The following is a 16,448-nucleotide window of genomic DNA, read 5'->3' as shown; positions in this document are numbered from 1 at the left end:
GCTGCATGAAAAGTCAGACGATGCTCCCGGTGGCACCGCCCTCCGGTGGGCCCGGTATGGAGAGCGTGCCCCAACTGATCGCCGCCACCGCGCACACCCTGCCCGAGCAGCGCCACGCACTGGAGCGCGCGCGCAGCTTTGCCGAGCCATTGATCGGGGGCGAGTGCCTGGATTCCGGTGAAAACACCCTGGCCCATGCCGATGCGGTGGCGACCATCCTCAAGTCCATTGGCGGCTCCGAGGCCATGCAGGCTGCCAGCTACCTGGTGCACGCCTGTGAGCACCTGAACAAGCCGCAGGAGGTGATCGCCAAGGCCTTTGGCGACAACTTCGCCACGCTGGCGGTGGAGACCACACAGCTCATGCGCGTGCAGTACCAGACGCGCATGGCCCAGGCCGCGGGCCAGCAGGTGGACGATGTGGCCGCGCAGACCGAAACCGTGCGCAAGATGCTGCTCGCGTTCTCGCGCGATCTGCGCGTGGTCATGCTGCGCCTGGCTTCGCGCCTGCAAACCTTGCGTTACTACGCGGCCAGCAAAAAGCCTGTGCCGCCAGCGCTGGCGCGTGAGTCGCTGCACGTGTTTGCACCCCTGGCCAACCGCCTGGGCATCTGGCAGATCAAGTGGGAGATGGAGGACCTCTCCTTCCGCTTTCTGGAGCCCGACACCTACCGCGAGGTGGCCCGCCTGCTGGACGAAAAGCGCACCGAGCGCGAAGTCAACATGGCGCAACTGCGTGAGCGCGTGGAATCGCAGTTGCGTGCCCAGAGCATCAGTGCCACGGTCACGGGGCGGCCCAAACACATCTACAGCATCGTCAAGAAGATGCGCGGCAAGTCGCTCAACTTCGATCAGGTGTTTGATGTGCGCGCGCTGCGTGTCATCGTGCCCAGCGTCAAGGATTGCTACTCGGCGCTGAGCTGGGTGCATTCGCGCTTCACGCCGCTGGTGGAGGAGTTCGACGACTACATTGCCAAGCCCAAGCCCAACGGCTACCAGTCGCTGCACACCATCGTGCGCGATGACTCGGGTCGCCCGGTGGAAATCCAGATCCGCACCCAGGCCATGCACGACCACGCCGAGCACGGCGTGGCTGCGCACTGGGCCTACAAGGAGGCCGGAAGCAAGGGCTATGCGGGGGTAACGGCCGGCGGCGACTACGACTCCAAGATCGCCGTGCTGCGCCAGTTGTTGGCCTGGGAGCGTGACCTGGCGGGTGCGCCCCAGCATGCCGGTCTGTTCGACGACCGCATCTATGTACTGACCCCCAACGCCGCCATCGTCGAACTGCCCAAGGGCTCCACGCCCGTGGACTTTGCCTACACCGTGCACACCAGCGTGGGCCACCGCTGCCGTGGTGCGCGCATCGACGGCGCCATGGTTCCGCTCAACACCCCGTTGCAAAACGGCCAGACGGTGGAAATCACCACGGCCAAGGAAGGCGGCCCCTCGCGCGACTGGCTCAACACCGAGCTGGGCTACCTGGGCAGCCACCGTGCGCGTGCCAAGGTGCGTGCCTGGTTCAATGCGCAGCAACAGCACGAAACCATTGCGCGCGGCCGCGAGGCAGTGGAAAAACTCCTGCAGCGCGAAGGCAAGACCGCCATGCGCCTGGAAGACCTGGCCAGCCAGCTCGGCTTCAAGTCGGCCGATGCGCTGTTCGAGGTGGTGGGCAAGGACGAGTTCTCGCTGCGCAACATCGAAAACCTGCTGCGTCCGCCCGAGCCCTCGCTGCCGCCCGACGACTACCTGCTGCTCAAGAAGTCGCGCAATACCGGCAGCATCCCCAAGGGGGGGGTTCTGGTGGTGGGCGTTGAATCGCTCATGACGCAGCTGGCCAAGTGCTGCAAGCCTGCACCGCCCGACGATATCCGGGGCTTTGTCACACGCGGCAAGGGCGTCAGCATCCACCGTGCGGATTGCAGCAACTTCCGCGAAATGGCTGCACGCAGCGTCGAGCGTGTCATTGACGTGGAGTGGGGCGTGCCCAAGGGCGCCGTGGGTTCGGTGTACCCGGTGGATGTGGCCATCGAGGCGGCCGACCGCCAGGGCCTGCTGCGCGACATTTCGGAAGTGTTCGCCAAGGAAAAGATGAACGTGATCGGCGTGCAGACGCAATCGGTCAAGGGCACGGCCTGGATGACCTTCACCGTCGAGGTGGCCGATTCTGGCCGTCTGAACAAGGTGCTGGGCACCGTGGCCAGCGTGGCCGGTGTGCGCTCGGCGCGCAGGCGTTGATCAGAAATCGGGTTTTTTGCAATTTGGCCAAGACGGGCCAAATTTGCTGCTACAATCCCATCTCTCGAACAAACACAGGCGCGTAGCTCAGCTGGTTAGAGCACCACCTTGACATGGTGGGGGTCGTTGGTTCGAGTCCAATCGCGCCTACCAACATCGGGGTCTGCATTCGTGCAGACCCCGTTTTTGTTTGGGCTTTTGGGGTGGGCCTGTTCACACCCACAGGCCCTGAATCACCGCATCACAGCACCAGCGCAGCCGCTTCGGCTGCGGCCACGCGGCCTTCGTCGGTGGGTACAACCCAGACTTCCACGGCGCTGTCCGGTGCGTGGATGGCCCAGGCTGCATGGCCATGCGCGGGCCGTGCGTTCAGTGTGGCATCCACCCGCACGCCCAGGTAGGCCAGGCGCTGGGCCACGTCGGCGCGCAGCAGGCTGTCGTTTTCGCCAATGCCGCCACTGAAGGCCAGTACATCCAGTCCGCCAATGCAGGCGCTGAGTTCACCCGTGGCACGCACCACGCGTCGTGTGAACAGTTCAATGGCGAACTGCGCTGCAGGCGCGGTGCTGGCGCGCAGGGTGCGCATGTCGGCGGCAATGCCGGAAACGCCCAGCAGGCCGCTCTGGCGGTACAGCAGGGCCTGGATGCGGTCGTGGTCCCAGCCTTGCTCCAGCAGGTACAGCAGTACGCCGGGGTCAATGGATCCGCAGCGTGTGCCCATCACCAGCCCGTCGAGTGCCGAGAACCCCATGGTCGTTGCCTGGCTGCGCCCTTGCAGTGTGGCGCACAGGCTGGCGCCGTTACCCAAGTGGGCCATGAGGGTGCGCCCGTGGGCCCGTGCGCTGCACGATTGCAGCGTGCCCATGATGGACTGGTACGACAACCCATGGAAGCCGTACCTGCGCACGCCCTGGTCCGCCAGTGTCTGGGGCAGTGCGTAGTGGGATTCCTCGCGCGGCAGCGTGGCGTGAAAGGCCGTGTCAAAGCAGGCCACCTGGGGCAGTTCCGGAAAGGCCGCGGTGAAGGCCCGGATGCCGGCCAGATTGTGCGGCTGGTGCAGCGGAGCCAGCGAGTTGAGCTGCTCCAGTGCACGCAGTACCTCGGGTGTGATGCGTACGCTGTGCTGGTACTGGTGGCCGCCATGCACCACGCGGTGCGCCACGGCGCGCAGCGGGGGCAGGGCGGGCAGTTCGGCCAGCAAACCGTGCAGCGCGTGCAGCGCTCTCTCGAAGGGGGTTCCTTCCACGGTGGGCAGCGCGCGTTGGTGGCGTTGGCCCTGCCAGGTCCAGTCCATGCGGGGCTGGCCTGCGGGTTCCAGACCCTGGATGTTGCCGATCAGAACGGGGTCGAGGACCCCCTGGTTCTGCAAGGGGTGAACCGAAAACTTGAGCGTGGAAGAGCCGGCGTTGACTGCGAGAATGGCCATGCTGCTGCCCTTCAGCCCACCGAGGATTCACTGGCCGCCGTGCGGGAGCGGTGGTGTGCCACCAGCCGCGACAGCAGTGCAGACGCCACTCTGGCCTGGGGGCCTTCGGCGCGGCTCGTCAGGGCAATGGGTACGCGGGCGCCCAGCACGATGCCGGAACTCGAAGCGCCAGCCAGGTAGTCCAGTTGCTTGGCCAACATGTTGCCGCTCTCCAGGTCGGGTACGGCCAGAATGTCTGCCTGACCCGCCACCGGTGAGTTGATGTCCTTGATCTGTGCGGCCTGCATCGAGATGGCGTTGTCGAAGGCCAGTGGGCCGTCGAGGATGCCGCCTGAGATCTGGCGCCGGTCGGCCATCTTGCACAGGGCTGCAGCATCCAGGGTCGAGGGAATGCTGGGATTGACGGTCTCCACCGCAGAGAGGATGGCCACGCGCGGTACTTCCACGCCCAGGATGCGGGCAAAGTCGATCGCGTTGCTGATGATGTCGGCTTTTTCCGCGAGGGTGGGGCGGATGTTGAGTGCAGCGTCGGTGATCAGCAGCTGCTTGGGATACAGCGGAACGTCAAACCGGAACACATGCGACATGCGGCGCCCGGTGCGCAATGCGCGCTGCGCGAGCACTGCCTGCATCAACTCATCGGTGTGCAGGCTGCCTTTCATCAACATGCCCACCTGTCCCAGTGCCGCCAGCTCGGCGGCCTTGGCGGCTGCGGCGTGGCTGTGCTCTACGGCCAGGATCTCGGCGCCGTGCAGGTTGATGCCTGCCTGTTCGGCTATGGCGCGCAGGCGGGCTTCGGGGGCGATCAACACCGGTGCGATCAGGCCGTGGGCTGCCGCATCCATGGCGCCGCGCAGGGACTCGGGGTCGCAGGGGTGCACCACTGCACAGCGCTCTGGCGCCAGTCCCTGGCCCATGGCCAGCAGGTCGCGCAGTCGCGCCTGCGGGTCGAAGAGCTGGATCTGCGGCGCGTGCGATTGGGGCAGGCGCACTTTCTTCTGCGGCGCCAGCACCCGGGCCAAGCCGTGCAGCACGGGTTCGCCTTTCTGGTTCACGGCCTTGCAATCGAGTTCCACTTGCTTGCGCTCTTCGATTTTGCGCAGCACGGTGGCGGTCACGGTCAGGGTGTCGCCCACGCGCACCGGGCGGGTGAAATGCAGGTCCTGCGACACATAGATGGTGCCCGGCCCGGGAAACTGTGTGCCCAGCAGGGCGGAGATCAGTGCGCCACCCCACATGCCGTGCGCAATCACCCCGTGGAACAAGGTGTCGTTGGCGTAGTCGCTGTTGAGGTGGGCGGGGTTGGTGTCGCCAGAAACGGCTGCAAAGGCCTGGATGTCGGCCATGCTCAGGGTGCGCAAGAGTCTTGCGCTCTGGCCTACCTGCAGCTCGTCGTAAGTGATGTTCTCAAGCCATTCGGTGGTGGGTGTCATGTTCAGGTGCGTTGTGAGCAATAAACAGACCCAACGGTAGCACGATATGGCTGCACTGATGCTGCGTTGCAGCAAGGGTTCTCAGGGTATTCCTCTGCATGGAGCCTTGAGTGCTCCCTCTAAAATCTGCTGCACTGCAAAACACTGCTGCCCAGTCATCCCCGAGGAGCCTCTTCCGTGCCAGAAACCCAAGCCGCATCCGCCGCCAAGTCGGCGCAGCGCGTGATCAAGAAATACCCCAACCGGCGCCTCTACGACACCACCACGTCCACCTACATCACACTGGCCGAGGTCAAGCAACTGGTGATGGCGAGCGAGAACCTGGTGGTGCGCGACGCCAAGACGGGCGAGGACATCACGCGCAGCATCCTGCTGCAGATCATCCTGGAAGAAGAGGCGGGCGGCGCGCCCATGTTCAGCGAGGCGGTGCTGGCCAACATCATCCGTTTTTACGGCCATGCCATGCAGGGCTTCATGGGCAGCTACCTGGAGAAGAACATCCAGATGTTCACCGACATGCAGGCGCGCCTGGCCGAGCAGTCGCCGGGCATGACGCCCGAGGCCTGGGCCAAGTTCATGGGGGCGCAGTCGCCCATGGTGCAGGGGCTGATGGGCAACTACACCGAGCAGTCGCGCACCCTTTTCACGCAGATGCAGGAGCAGATGCAGAAACAGACCGAGCAGATGCTCGGCGCCTTCGGCCTCAAGCGCTGAAATCAGGGGCGGCACCCCGAAGTCCCAATGCTGGGACAATACGGGGGATGAGCGAAGCACTCTCCCCCACCCAACCTCCCAAGGTCGGCTTCGTCAGCCTCGGCTGCCCGAAGAATCTGACCGACTCCGAACTCATCCTCACGCAACTCAGCGCCGAGGGCTACCAGACCGCCAAGTCCTTCGAGGGCGCTGACCTGGTCATCGTCAACACCTGCGGTTTCATCGACGACGCCGTCAAGGAAAGCCTGGACACCATCGGTGACGCGCTGGCCGAAAACGGCAAAGTCATTGTCACCGGCTGCCTGGGCGCGCGTTCGGGCGATGGCGGCGGCAATTTCGTGCAGCAGATGCACCCCAGCGTGCTGGCCGTGACCGGCCCGCAGGCCACGCAGGACGTGATGGATGCCGTGCACCGCCACCTGCCCAAGCCGCACGATCCTTTCATCGACCTGGTGCCCGGCGCCTTCGGCGAGGCGGGCATCAAGCTCACGCCGCGCCACTATGCCTACCTCAAGATCAGCGAGGGCTGCAACCACCGCTGCACCTTCTGCATCATCCCCTCGATGCGCGGCGACCTCGTGTCGCGCCCCATCGGCGACGTGCTGAAAGAGGCCAAGGCCTTGTTCGAGGGCGGCGTGAAGGAACTGCTGGTCATCAGCCAGGACACCTCGGCCTATGGCGTGGACGTGAAGTACCGCACGGGCTTCTGGGACGGCAAGCCCGTCAAGACGCGCTTGCTGGAGCTGGTGCAGTCGCTGGGCGAAATGGCAGCGCCCTACGGTGCCTGGGTGCGCCTGCACTACGTGTACCCCTACCCCAGCGTGGACGAGATCATTCCACTGATGGCGCAGGGGCTGGTGCTGCCGTACCTGGACGTGCCCTTCCAGCACAGCCACCCGGACGTGCTCAAGCGCATGAAGCGCCCGGCCAGCGGCGAGAAGAACCTGGAGCGCATCCAGCGCTGGCGTGAGGCCTGCCCCGACATCGTGATCCGCAGCACCTTCATCGCCGGCTTCCCCGGCGAGACCGAAGAAGAGTTCCTGCACCTGCTCGACTTCATGCGCGAGGCGCAGATCGACCGCGCCGGCTGCTTCGCCTACAGCGATGTGACCGGCGCCGAGGCCAACAACCTGCCCGGCATGCTGCCGCTGGAGGAACGCGAGGAGCGCCGCGCGCGCTTCATGGCCGTGGCCGAGGAGGTGTCGGTGGCCAAGCTGCAGGGCCGCGTGGGCGCGACCATGCAGGTGCTGGTGGACCATGCCCCCGCCATGGGCCGCAAGGGCGGCGTGGGCCGCAGCTATGCCGATGCGCCCGAGATCGACGGCACCGTGCAGTTGCTGCCGCCCGAGAAGATCAGCAAGCAGCTGAAGGTGGGCGAATTCACCAAGGCGCGCATCGTTGGCGTGCAGGGCCACGATCTGGTGGCGCAGCCCATTTGATGCTATTGAATTGATAGCTTATGACGCCCGCTGGACGGGCGCCAGAGCCGCAAAAGGCTCAAAAACAAAAAGGCTTCCCGAGGGAAGCCTTTTTGCTGGGGCCAAGCTGCTTCAGACACGCTTGCGGTACTCGCCGGTGCGGGTGTCGATTTCGATCTTGTCGCCCTGGTCCACGAACAGGGGCACGGGCACTTCGAAGCCGGTGGCGATCTTGGCGGGCTTCATCACCTTGCCGGACGTGTCGCCCTTGACGGCGGGTTCGGTCCAGGTGATTTCGCGCTCGACGCTGGTGGGCAGTTCGACCGAGATGGCCTTGCCGTCGTAGAACACCACTTCGGCGGCCATGCCGTCTTCGAGGTAGTTCAGGGCGTCGCCCATGTTCTCGGCTTCGACTTCGTACTGGTTGTAGTCGGCGTCCATCCAGACGTACAGGGGGTCGGCGAAGTAGGAGTAAGTGCACTCCTTCTTGTCCAGAATGATCTGGTCCATCTTGTCGTCGGCCTTGAACACCACTTCGGTACCGAAGTTGGCGATCAGGCTCTTGAGCTTCATGCGCACGGTGGCGGCGTTGCGGCCACCGCGTGCGTATTCGGTCTTGAGCACGACCATGGGATCCTTGCCGTGCATGATGACGTTGCCGGCGCGGATTTCTTGAGCGATTTTCATAGCATGTTGCCTGGGGTTGGGGCCGCTCAATGCGCGGGCCTGTAGCCCAGGGGGCTGCCGTGCCGATGCATGTTCCGCGGCGGGAATGCGCTGTGGCGGCCGCTGTAAAAGCGCCTGCCGATTTGCGCAAAGCCTTGGATTTTACCGTTTTTCCTGCACGAACCCCAAAATTTGTGTCACCAGGTCGTCCTGTGCCAGCAGGCGCGCGCGCGCAGCCTGCACGCAGGCTGCCCATTGTGCGAGCAGGGTTTTGTCGGGCAGCACCAGGGGCGCGTTGTCCAGGCCGTTCCAGGTGGCGTGGAAGCGGCGCAGCGATTCGGGCGCCTGCAGCCAGTCCAGAAAGGCGTGCAACTTGTCGTGGTGCGCGTTGTCGTGCTGCGGGTAAATCTGCCAGACCAGCGGCCGGCCGGCCCACAGCGCGCGCACCAGCGAATCTTCACCGCGCACCAGGTTCAGGTCGCAGGCCCAGAGCATCTCGTCAAAGGCCGCTTGGGGGCAGGTGTTGCGGTATGAAATCGATAGCTGCCCGCGCTTATCTGGTGAGCCCTGCGGGTCATTTTGATCCAAAGTTTTCAACGCGGCCTGCGTGGCGGCCGTGGCCCGGCCCGGTGTGACGAGCAGCCGCGTGTGGCGCTGCATGCACTGCTGCAGCAGCGCGGGCAGGGCGGTGGGCTCGTAGCAGAACAGCGAGATCCAGCAGGCGTCGGGTGCATCGTCGGGCGTGCCGGGCCCCTGGGCCGCGCGCCAGGCGGCGGCGTCAAAGCGTGCCTGGCGCTCCATCAGCCCGGTCTCGCGCAGCAAGCCGCCAGTGGCCGGGGTGAAGCCAGGGTAGAAAAACCATTTGACTGCGCCCAGCGCCGCGCCCTCGCGCACGGGCGAGGGCAGGCGGTGGCAGCGCTCCACATAGGCTTCGGCCGAGAGGTATTCGAGGTTGATCCAAAGGTATTTTTCGCCTGTGGCGCTTGAAATACAGGCGCTGTTAGCTATGAATTCAGGAGCAATATCGCAACCGAAGGCTTCCACCAGCACCTGTGTGGGGGCTTCGTGCACGGCGGGCAGGCTGCCCCAGGCGCGCACCTGCACGTCGGGGTGGCCTTGCGGCGCCAGCCAGGCCAGGGCCGAAGCGTCGTCCACCCACAGGCGCACCTGCTGGCCGCGCGCCGCCAAGTCGGCGGACAGGCGCCAGCACACGCCGATGTCGCCAAAGTTGTCGATCACGCGGCAGAAGATGTCCCATTGCAGCGGGGTGGGAAAGGTTTGCAAGCGCATGGCCCGCATTGTCTGCGCACAATAGCGCCATGCAAGAAGGGCATTCCGAAGAACTGCTGGCGCAGGTGGCCGCGCTGCCACCCCTGCCGGGCGTGTACCGCTATTTCGACGCCGAAGGCGCGCTGCTTTACGTGGGCAAGGCGCGCAACCTCAAGAAGCGCGTTTCGAGCTATTTCACCAAGCAGCACGGGGGCACGCGCATCGGCCACATGGTGGGCAAGATCGCGCGCCTGGAGACCACGGTGGTGCGCTCCGAGGCCGAGGCGTTGCTGCTGGAAAACAACCTCATCAAGTCGCAGAACCCCAGGTACAACATCCTGTTCCGCGACGACAAGAGCTACCCTTTCCTCAAGATTACCGGCGTGGCTGCCAAGGACGGGCAGGGCGAGGCGGCACTCCAGCGCTTTCCGCGCATGGCCTACTACCGGGGCAGCATTGACAAGCGCCACCGCTACTTCGGGCCTTACCCGAACAGTTGGGCCGTGAAGGAGACCATCCAGCTGCTGCAGAAGGTGTTCCGCCTGCGCACCTGCGAGGACACGGTGTTCGCCAACCGCACGCGGCCGTGCCTGCTTTACCAGATCAAGCGCTGCACCGCGCCCTGTGTGGGCCTGATCGCCCCCGAGGCCTATGCCCGCGACGTGGCGCACGCCGAGGCGCTGTTGCGCGGCGAAACCCAGGCGCTCTTGCAGGAGCTGGAGTCGCGCATGATGGCGCATGCGCAGCAGCTGGAGTTCGAGCAGGCGGCCGAGCTGCGCAACCAGATCACGGCGCTCTCGCGCGTGCTGCACCAGCAGGCGGTGGAAACCACCTCGGACAAGGACGTGGACATTCTTGCCGTGCGCGTGCAGGGTGGCCGCGCCTGCGTGAACCTGGCCATGGTGCGCGGCGGCCGCCACCTGGGCGACCGGGCCTACTTCCCGGTGCATGTGGAGGATGCCGCCGGTGTCTATGCCGCCGAGGATGCTGCGGCTGCGCCCCCGGCGGTGGAGCAGCAGGTGCTGGAGGCCTTCATCGCGCAGCACTACATCGGCGTGCCCGTGCCGCCCCTGCTGATCGCCAGCGAGCCGGTGGACAAGGTGCTGGCGCAGGCGCTGACGGAGCAGGCCGGACAGCGCGTGGGCGTGGTGCACCAGCCGCGTGGTCAGCACCGCACCTGGCTCGACATGGCGCGCCAGAATGCCGACCTGCAGCTGGCACGCCTGCTGGCCGAGGAGGGCTCGCAACAGGCGCGCACGCGCGCCTTGGCCGAGGCGCTGGATCTGCCGCAGGAAGACCTCGATACCCTGACGATCGAGTGCTTCGACATTTCGCACACGGCGGGCGAGGCCACGCAGGCCTCCTGTGTGGTGTTTCACCACCACAAGATGCAGGGCAGCGAGTACCGTCGGTACAAGATCGAAGGCATCACCGGCGGCGACGACTATGCCGCCATGCGCCAGGTGCTGCAGCGTCGCTACGCCAAGGTGGCGCAGGCCCTGCGCGAGGCTGGTGGCGCCGAGCCCGCTGCCGGCCAGGCGCGGCTCCCCGACCTGGTGCTGGTCGATGGTGGCAAGGGCCAGGTCGCCATGGCGCGCGACGTGTTTACCGAACTGGGTCTGGACCTGGCGCGCATCGTCGGTGTGGAGAAGGGCGAGGGGCGCAAGGTGGGGCTGGAGGAGTTGGTGTTTGCCGATGGGCGCGAGAAGGTCTATCTGGGCCGGGATTCGGCCGCACTCATGCTGGTGGCGCAGATCCGCGACGAGGCGCACCGCTTCGCCATCACCGGCATGCGCGCAGCGCGCGCCAAGGTACGCGTGGGCGGCAGTCGGCTGGAAGACATCCCCGGTATCGGCCCGATAAAACGCGCGCGCTTGCTACAGCGCTTTGGCGGCGTGCGTGGCGTGCAGGACGCCAGCGTGGAGGACTTGGCCAGTGTGGAAGGCATCTCGCGCGAACTGGCCGAGGAAATCTACCGCGCTTTGCGCTGAGTGTGGATGGAGGAGGTCCGCAGGTGTCTGCCGCATCCAGGGCATGACACAATCGCGCCATGTTCTGGACCATTCCCACCCTCATGACCTGGACGCGCATTGTCGCGATCCCCTTGATCGTCGGGGTGTTCTACGCTCCGCTGGACGAACCCACGCGAAACCTCGTCGCCGCGCTGATGTTCATTGTGTTTGCGGCAACGGACTGGCTCGACGGGTTCCTGGCGCGCAAGCTCAACCAGACCTCGTCGTTTGGTGCATTTCTGGACCCTGTGGCCGACAAGTTTCTGGTTTGTGCATCGCTGCTGGTGTTGGTGCACTTGCAGCGCGCCGATGTGTTCGTGGCGCTCATCATCATCGGCCGCGAAATCGCCATTTCGGCCCTGCGTGAATGGATGGCGCAGATCGGTGCCAGCAAGAGCGTGGCCGTGCACATGCTGGGCAAAGTCAAGACCACGGTCCAGATGGTGGCCATCCCCTTCCTGTTGTACGACGGGCACGTATGGGGGCTCGTCGATACAGGGGTGTGGGGCACTTGGCTGATCTGGCTTGCAGCTGTGCTCACGGTGTGGTCCATGGTGTACTACCTGCAAAAGGCGCTGCCGGAAATCCGTGCGCGCGTCAAAGACTGAGTGGGTTGTTGGTGCGTCTTTGCGGGTGCCTGTCAATCGGTAAAGATGCGTAAGGTCTGCAATGGCAAAAATGCGGCTGTTTGGTTCGTATGCAGGCGCAAATGCGACTAGAATCGCCTGTCGCGCCGTTGCAATCCGGCGTGTTGTATTGACACCCGGAGAGTCGATGGCTTTAATCGAGAGTGGCAGTGCCAGCTGCCAGCGCCAGCCACCCGCCCCCAGCGCATGCCGGGCTGGGCGAGTTGAATAAGCACAGAGACAACCCAACCACATTCCCGAGAGGCTTCTTGTGAACAAAACCGAACTGATTGAGCACATTGCAAACAATGCCGATATCTCCAAGGCAGCCGCTGCGCGAGCACTGGAGTCCACGATCGAAGCGGTCAAGAAGACACTGAAAAAAGGCGGCACGGTGTCGCTCGTCGGTTTTGGTACGTTTGCTGTGGGCAAGCGCGCTGCACGCACTGGCCGCAACCCCCGCACGGGCGCTGCGATTAAAATCAAGGCTGCCAAGGTGCCCAAGTTCCGCCCGGGCAAAGCCCTCAAAGACGCCCTGAACTGACCATCGGATATTCAGTGGGTGCTTAGCTCAGTTGGTAGAGCGGCGCCCTTACAAGGCGTAGGTCGGCGGTTCGACCCCGTCAGCACCCACCACTGATGCAAAGGCGAACAAAAGTTCGCCTTTTGTTTTATGTCTCAGAAAGATTGACCATGTTCGAATCCATCCGCAAGCACACCAAGATCGCAATGATCTTGCTGTTCTTGCTGATCATCCCCTCGTTCGTGCTGGTGGGCATTGATTCCAGCTACTTCTCAGGCAGCAGCCCCGTGGTGGCGCGGGTGGATGGCCAGGACATCACGCAAAACGATTGGGACAATGCCCACAAGGTTGAATCGGATCGCCAGCGCAGCGAGCAGCCCCAGATGGATGCCAAGCTGTTGGATACGCCCCAGGCCCGCTACGCCACGCTGGAAAAACTGGTGCGTGATCGGGTGCTTCAGGTGGCCGCACAAAAGATGCACCTGGTGACCACCGATGCTCGCCTCGCCCGCAGCCTGCAGGAGATTCCACAGGTCGCAGCCTTGCGCAAGCCCGATGGCAGTCTTGATGCGGAAGGCTACCGTGCACTGGTGGCCACCCAGGGCATGACGCCCGAAGGCTTTGAGGCCTCGATGCGGCGCAACCTGTCCTTGAACCAGGTGCTCGGCGGCGTGGTGGGCAGCAGCTTTGCCACTTCCTCGCAAGGAATGGCCGCGATCGATCCGCTGTTCCAACGACGTGAAGTGCAGGTGGCGCTCTTCAAGGCGGCAGATTACGAAGCCAAGGTGCGTCCCACCGACGAAGAGCTTCAGGCCTACTACCAGAAGCACAGCAGCTCTTTCCAGCTGCCCGAGCAGGTCAGCATCGAATACGTGGTGTTTGATATCGACTCGGTGCGAGCAGGCATCACCCTCAACGAAGACGATCTGCGGACCTACTACAAGGAAAATCTCTCGCGCCACATGGGCAAGGAAGAGCGTCGTGCGAGCCACATCCTGATTGCCGCTGCCAAGGACGCACCGGCTGCAGAGCGTGAGAAGGCCAAGGCCCGCGCTGCGGAACTGTTGGAGCAGTTGCGCAAGAGCCCTGCCGAATTTGCTGCGCTTGCCAAGAAGCACTCGCAGGATCCAGGCTCCGCGCCGCAAGGGGGAGACCTGGGGTTCTTTGCCCGGGGAGCCATGGTCAAGCCCTTTGAGGAAGCTGCATTTGGGCTGGCCAAGGGCGCCATCAGTGATGTGGTGGAAACCGATTTTGGCTACCACATCATCCAATTGGCAGATATCAAAGCGGCTCGTGAGCCCAGCTTCGAGGAACTGCGCCCCAAGCTGGAAGCCGAGCTCAAGCAGCAGCAAGCACAGCGCAAATACGCTGAAACGGCAGAGATTTTTGCCAACACCGTGTATGAACAAGCCGACAGCCTGCAGCCTGTGGCCGACAAGCTCAAGCTCAAGATCCAGACGGCACAAGGGGTGACCCGTATTCCTCAGCCGAATGTGGTGGGCGCGTTGGCCAACCCCAAATTACTGGAGGCACTGTTTGCGTCGGAATCTTTGCAGAGCAAACGCAATACCGAGGCGGTGGAACTGGGCTCCAACCAGATGGCCGCTGCCCGCGTCATCGAGCACCAAAGTGCACGAGTCCAGGCCTATGACGAAGTCAAGGCGCAGGTCCGTCAACGTTTTGTGGCCGACAAGGCTGCGGAGCTTGCCCGCCAGGAAGGGCAGGCCAAGCGTGATGCATGGGCAGAAAAGCCTGCACAGGCAACGGGGCTTGCTGCACCCATCGTGCTCTCGCGTGACCAAGCGCAAGGCCAATCGCGGGCCATCGTTGATGCCGTACTTTCCGCCAAACCGGATGCGCTGCCCTTGTGGACGGGCGTGGATCTGGGGTCGGCGGGCTACGCTGTGCTCAAGGTCATTCGCATCATGCCCAGTGACGGCATCGATCAGCAACTCATTTCGCAGATGCGTCAGCAATACACCCAGTGGTGGTCCAGCGCAGAAGGGCTGGCCTACTATGAAACCCTGAAATCCCGCTACCAGGCGCAGATCAAGGTTCCTCGCCCATCATCACAAACAAGTTCGGAAAATTGAAGCAAGGCCTGAAATTCGAGTTATAATTTCAGGCTCTACGGTGGCTGTAGCTCAGTTGGTAGAGTCCAGGATTGTGATTCCTGTCGTCGTGGGTTCGAGTCCCATCAGCCACCCCATAAACACTAGAACATTGGCTATCTAAAAAATAGCAATGAAAAATAAAAGGCCTCCGTGGGAAATCACGGGGGCCTTTCTGTTTCAAGGGACTTTTGTTTTGGGGTGCTGGCTCAGCGTGTTGGCTAGCGCGGCTCCAAATGCAGCATCCGTTCGCAATAGCGCGCGATCAGGTCGATCTCCAGATTCACTTTGGAACCGTTGCGTAGGTGACCCAGCGCGGTGTTCTGCACCGTATGGGGAATGAGGTTGATGCTCACCTCGCAGCCCTCGGGCAAATCAGCCACGCGGTTGACGGTCAGGCTCGCGCCGTTGACTGTGACGGAGCCTTTGGTCGCCAGGAAGCGTGCCAGGGCTTGCGGGGCCAGCACACGCAACTCCCAGCTCTCACCTACCTGCGCGAAGTGGGTCACCTCGCCGATACCGTCCACATGGCCAGACACCAGATGCCCGCCCAGGCGGTCATTGGCGCGCAGGGCTTTTTCCAGGTTGATGGGGCCACACTGATCCAGCCCGGTCGTCTTGTCCAGCGACTCGGCGGAAATGTCCACGGTGAAGGTGGTGCGTGCCGTGTCCATGCCAGTCACTGTCATGCAGGCGCCGTTGAGGGCGATGCTATCGCCCAAACCCACATCGTCCAGGTAGCCAGCGGGTGGGACCACGCTCAGCCGCTTGCCGTGGGTGGCAGATTCGCCCAAGGGTTGCACGGCGGCAATATGCCCCGTGCCGGTGATGATTCCAGTAAACATGGTGTGGATTGTGGCAGGCTTTTCGATCAAAACCGGTCGCGTCCGTTGACGCGGGCCAGCACGCGCAGGTCAGGCCCTACGGCTTGCACGGCCCCAAATTCCAGGGGGATGCCCTGGGCCAGATCGGCCAATGGCGCACGGTCCGCCATGCCGCGCCCTGGGCCGAGCAGGGTAGGCGCCAGGTACAGCAATAGTTCGTCCACCAGCCCGGCGTCGAGCAAGGCGCCATTGAGCGTGTGCCCTGCCTCCACATGCAGCTCGTTCACGCCACGGCGAGCCAGGTCGTGTAAAACGGCCTTCAGGTCCGCCCGTCCATCGGCACCAGGCAGCAGTGCCACCGCGGCGCCGCGTGCCTCCAGGGTCTGGCGGCGGGTGGCAAAGGCGGAACGGTCTGCTTCGGTATCAAATTGGCCTGCAGCGTATATCCAGCAAGCGCGTCCAGCTATAAAAATAGGAGCATCTGGCGGCGTCTGCAAGTGACTATCCAGCACCACCACATGGGGCTGGCGTGGCGTGGACACAGCGCGCACATCCAGTCGTGGGTGGTCTGCCAGCACCGTGCCTACACCCGTCAACACAGCACATGCACGGGCGCGCCAGGCATGTCCATCGGCCCGTGCCGCATCTGATGTAATCCATTGGCTGGCGCCGTTGTGCAGCGCTGTGGTGCCGTCCAGCGACGCTGCCACCTTGAGCCGCACCCAGGGCGTGCCGCGCACCATGCGGCTGAAAAAACCCAGGTTCAGCTCGCGCGACTGTGCAGCACCCTGGCCAACCTCCACGGTTACCCCCGCAGCACGCAGCCGGGCAAAGCCCTGGCCCGCTACCAGGGGGTTGGGATCTTCCAGGCTGGCCATGACCTTGCCAATGCCTGCGGCAATCAGCGCATCGCAACATGGCCCGGTGCGCCCCTGGTGAGCGCACGGCTCCAGCGTGACCCAGGCCGTGGCACCTCGTACATTGTTGCCCCGTGCTTCGGCATCACGCAGCGCCATCACCTCGGCATGCGGGCCGCCAGCCTGCTGGGTAAATCCTTCACCCAGCACCTGCCCATCGGGCGCGGTGATGACGCAGCCTACACGGGGGTTGGGGTTGGAAAGAAAAAGCGCCTGGGCGGCTAGCCCAAGCGCTTGGATCATGGGAGGCGCTGGTGTTGTCATGGCGCCCT

At 63.9% G+C, this 16,448-nt stretch carries 13 protein-coding genes and 3 tRNA genes; 10 read left to right on the top strand and 6 right to left on the bottom strand.

What is annotated here, in order from left to right; genetic code table 11:
- Positions 1-5: 5 nt before the first annotated feature.
- Both GWK50_RS11305 and GWK50_RS11300 read left to right on the top strand, forming a co-directional pair.
- Complete coding sequence (locus GWK50_RS11305) at positions 6-2,237, top strand: bifunctional (p)ppGpp synthetase/guanosine-3',5'-bis(diphosphate) 3'-pyrophosphohydrolase (protein ID WP_162016601.1); 2,232 nt, start codon at positions 6-8, stop codon at positions 2,235-2,237.
- 76 nt (positions 2,238-2,313) lie between these two features.
- Positions 2,314-2,390: transfer RNA gene (locus GWK50_RS11300), tRNA-Val, on the top strand.
- Positions 2,391-2,478: 88 nt separating this feature from the next.
- On the opposite strand, the gene GWK50_RS11295 is transcribed toward GWK50_RS11300, so the two are convergent.
- Entirely contained in the window at positions 2,479-3,663 is a 1,185-nt protein-coding gene (locus tag GWK50_RS11295) for an acetate/propionate family kinase (protein WP_162016600.1), read from the bottom strand.
- A gap of 11 nt (positions 3,664-3,674) precedes the next feature.
- A complete protein-coding gene (locus GWK50_RS11290) occupies positions 3,675-5,096 on the bottom strand; it encodes a bifunctional enoyl-CoA hydratase/phosphate acetyltransferase (protein ID WP_162016599.1) in 1,422 nt (473 codons plus the stop codon).
- A 177-nt stretch (positions 5,097-5,273) separates the two neighbouring features.
- Between GWK50_RS11290 and phaR the strand changes: the two genes are divergently transcribed.
- Positions 5,274-5,810 carry a polyhydroxyalkanoate synthesis repressor PhaR gene (gene phaR, locus GWK50_RS11285; protein WP_162016598.1) on the top strand — a complete coding sequence of 179 codons (537 nt, stop codon included), beginning with the start codon at positions 5,274-5,276 and terminating at the stop codon, positions 5,808-5,810.
- A gap of 47 nt (positions 5,811-5,857) precedes the next feature.
- On the top strand, positions 5,858-7,249 hold the full coding sequence (gene rimO, locus GWK50_RS11280; protein ID WP_162016597.1) for a 30S ribosomal protein S12 methylthiotransferase RimO: 1,392 nt from the start codon (positions 5,858-5,860) through the stop codon (positions 7,247-7,249).
- Between the two features lie 111 nt (positions 7,250-7,360).
- Here the strand turns inward: rimO and efp are convergent, their stop codons facing one another.
- Positions 7,361-7,915, bottom strand: coding sequence for an elongation factor P (gene efp / locus GWK50_RS11275; protein WP_162016596.1), 555 nt, complete (start codon positions 7,913-7,915; stop codon positions 7,361-7,363).
- A 141-nt stretch (positions 7,916-8,056) separates the two neighbouring features.
- Complete coding sequence (earP, locus tag GWK50_RS11270; protein WP_162016595.1) at positions 8,057-9,184, bottom strand: elongation factor P maturation arginine rhamnosyltransferase EarP; 1,128 nt, start codon at positions 9,182-9,184, stop codon at positions 8,057-8,059.
- A gap of 29 nt (positions 9,185-9,213) precedes the next feature.
- On the opposite strand from earP, the gene uvrC reads away from it, so the two are divergent.
- From uvrC to GWK50_RS11240, 6 genes are all read left to right on the top strand, one after another.
- Complete coding sequence (uvrC, locus tag GWK50_RS11265) at positions 9,214-11,154, top strand: excinuclease ABC subunit UvrC (protein ID WP_162016594.1); 1,941 nt, start codon at positions 9,214-9,216, stop codon at positions 11,152-11,154.
- 59 nt (positions 11,155-11,213) lie between these two features.
- On the top strand, positions 11,214-11,783 hold the full coding sequence (pgsA, locus tag GWK50_RS11260; protein ID WP_162016593.1) for a CDP-diacylglycerol--glycerol-3-phosphate 3-phosphatidyltransferase: 570 nt from the start codon (positions 11,214-11,216) through the stop codon (positions 11,781-11,783).
- 289 nt (positions 11,784-12,072) lie between these two features.
- Positions 12,073-12,345, top strand: coding sequence for an HU family DNA-binding protein (locus GWK50_RS11255; protein ID WP_005793966.1), 273 nt, complete (start codon positions 12,073-12,075; stop codon positions 12,343-12,345).
- 16 nt (positions 12,346-12,361) lie between these two features.
- A tRNA-Val gene (locus GWK50_RS11250) sits at positions 12,362-12,437 on the top strand.
- A gap of 57 nt (positions 12,438-12,494) precedes the next feature.
- Positions 12,495-14,417: a SurA N-terminal domain-containing protein gene (locus GWK50_RS11245; protein WP_162016592.1), complete on the top strand. Its 1,923-nt coding sequence runs from the start codon at positions 12,495-12,497 to the stop codon at positions 14,415-14,417.
- Positions 14,418-14,457: 40 nt separating this feature from the next.
- Positions 14,458-14,533 (top strand) — tRNA-His (locus GWK50_RS11240).
- A gap of 123 nt (positions 14,534-14,656) precedes the next feature.
- Here GWK50_RS11240 and GWK50_RS11235 read toward each other — a convergent pair.
- Complete coding sequence (locus GWK50_RS11235; RefSeq protein WP_162016591.1) at positions 14,657-15,280, bottom strand: riboflavin synthase; 624 nt, start codon at positions 15,278-15,280, stop codon at positions 14,657-14,659.
- A 26-nt stretch (positions 15,281-15,306) separates the two neighbouring features.
- Positions 15,307-16,440: a bifunctional diaminohydroxyphosphoribosylaminopyrimidine deaminase/5-amino-6-(5-phosphoribosylamino)uracil reductase RibD gene (ribD, locus tag GWK50_RS11230; RefSeq protein WP_162016590.1), complete on the bottom strand. Its 1,134-nt coding sequence runs from the start codon at positions 16,438-16,440 to the stop codon at positions 15,307-15,309.
- Positions 16,441-16,448 lie beyond the last annotated feature (8 nt).

The organism is Acidovorax sp. 210-6 (genome assembly GCF_010020825.1).
In the GTDB taxonomy this organism is placed as follows: domain Bacteria; phylum Pseudomonadota; class Gammaproteobacteria; order Burkholderiales; family Burkholderiaceae_C; genus Simplicispira; species Simplicispira sedimenti.
Note: the sequence above shows the minus strand (reverse complement) of the source record. Positions and strands in the feature narration are given on the sequence as shown.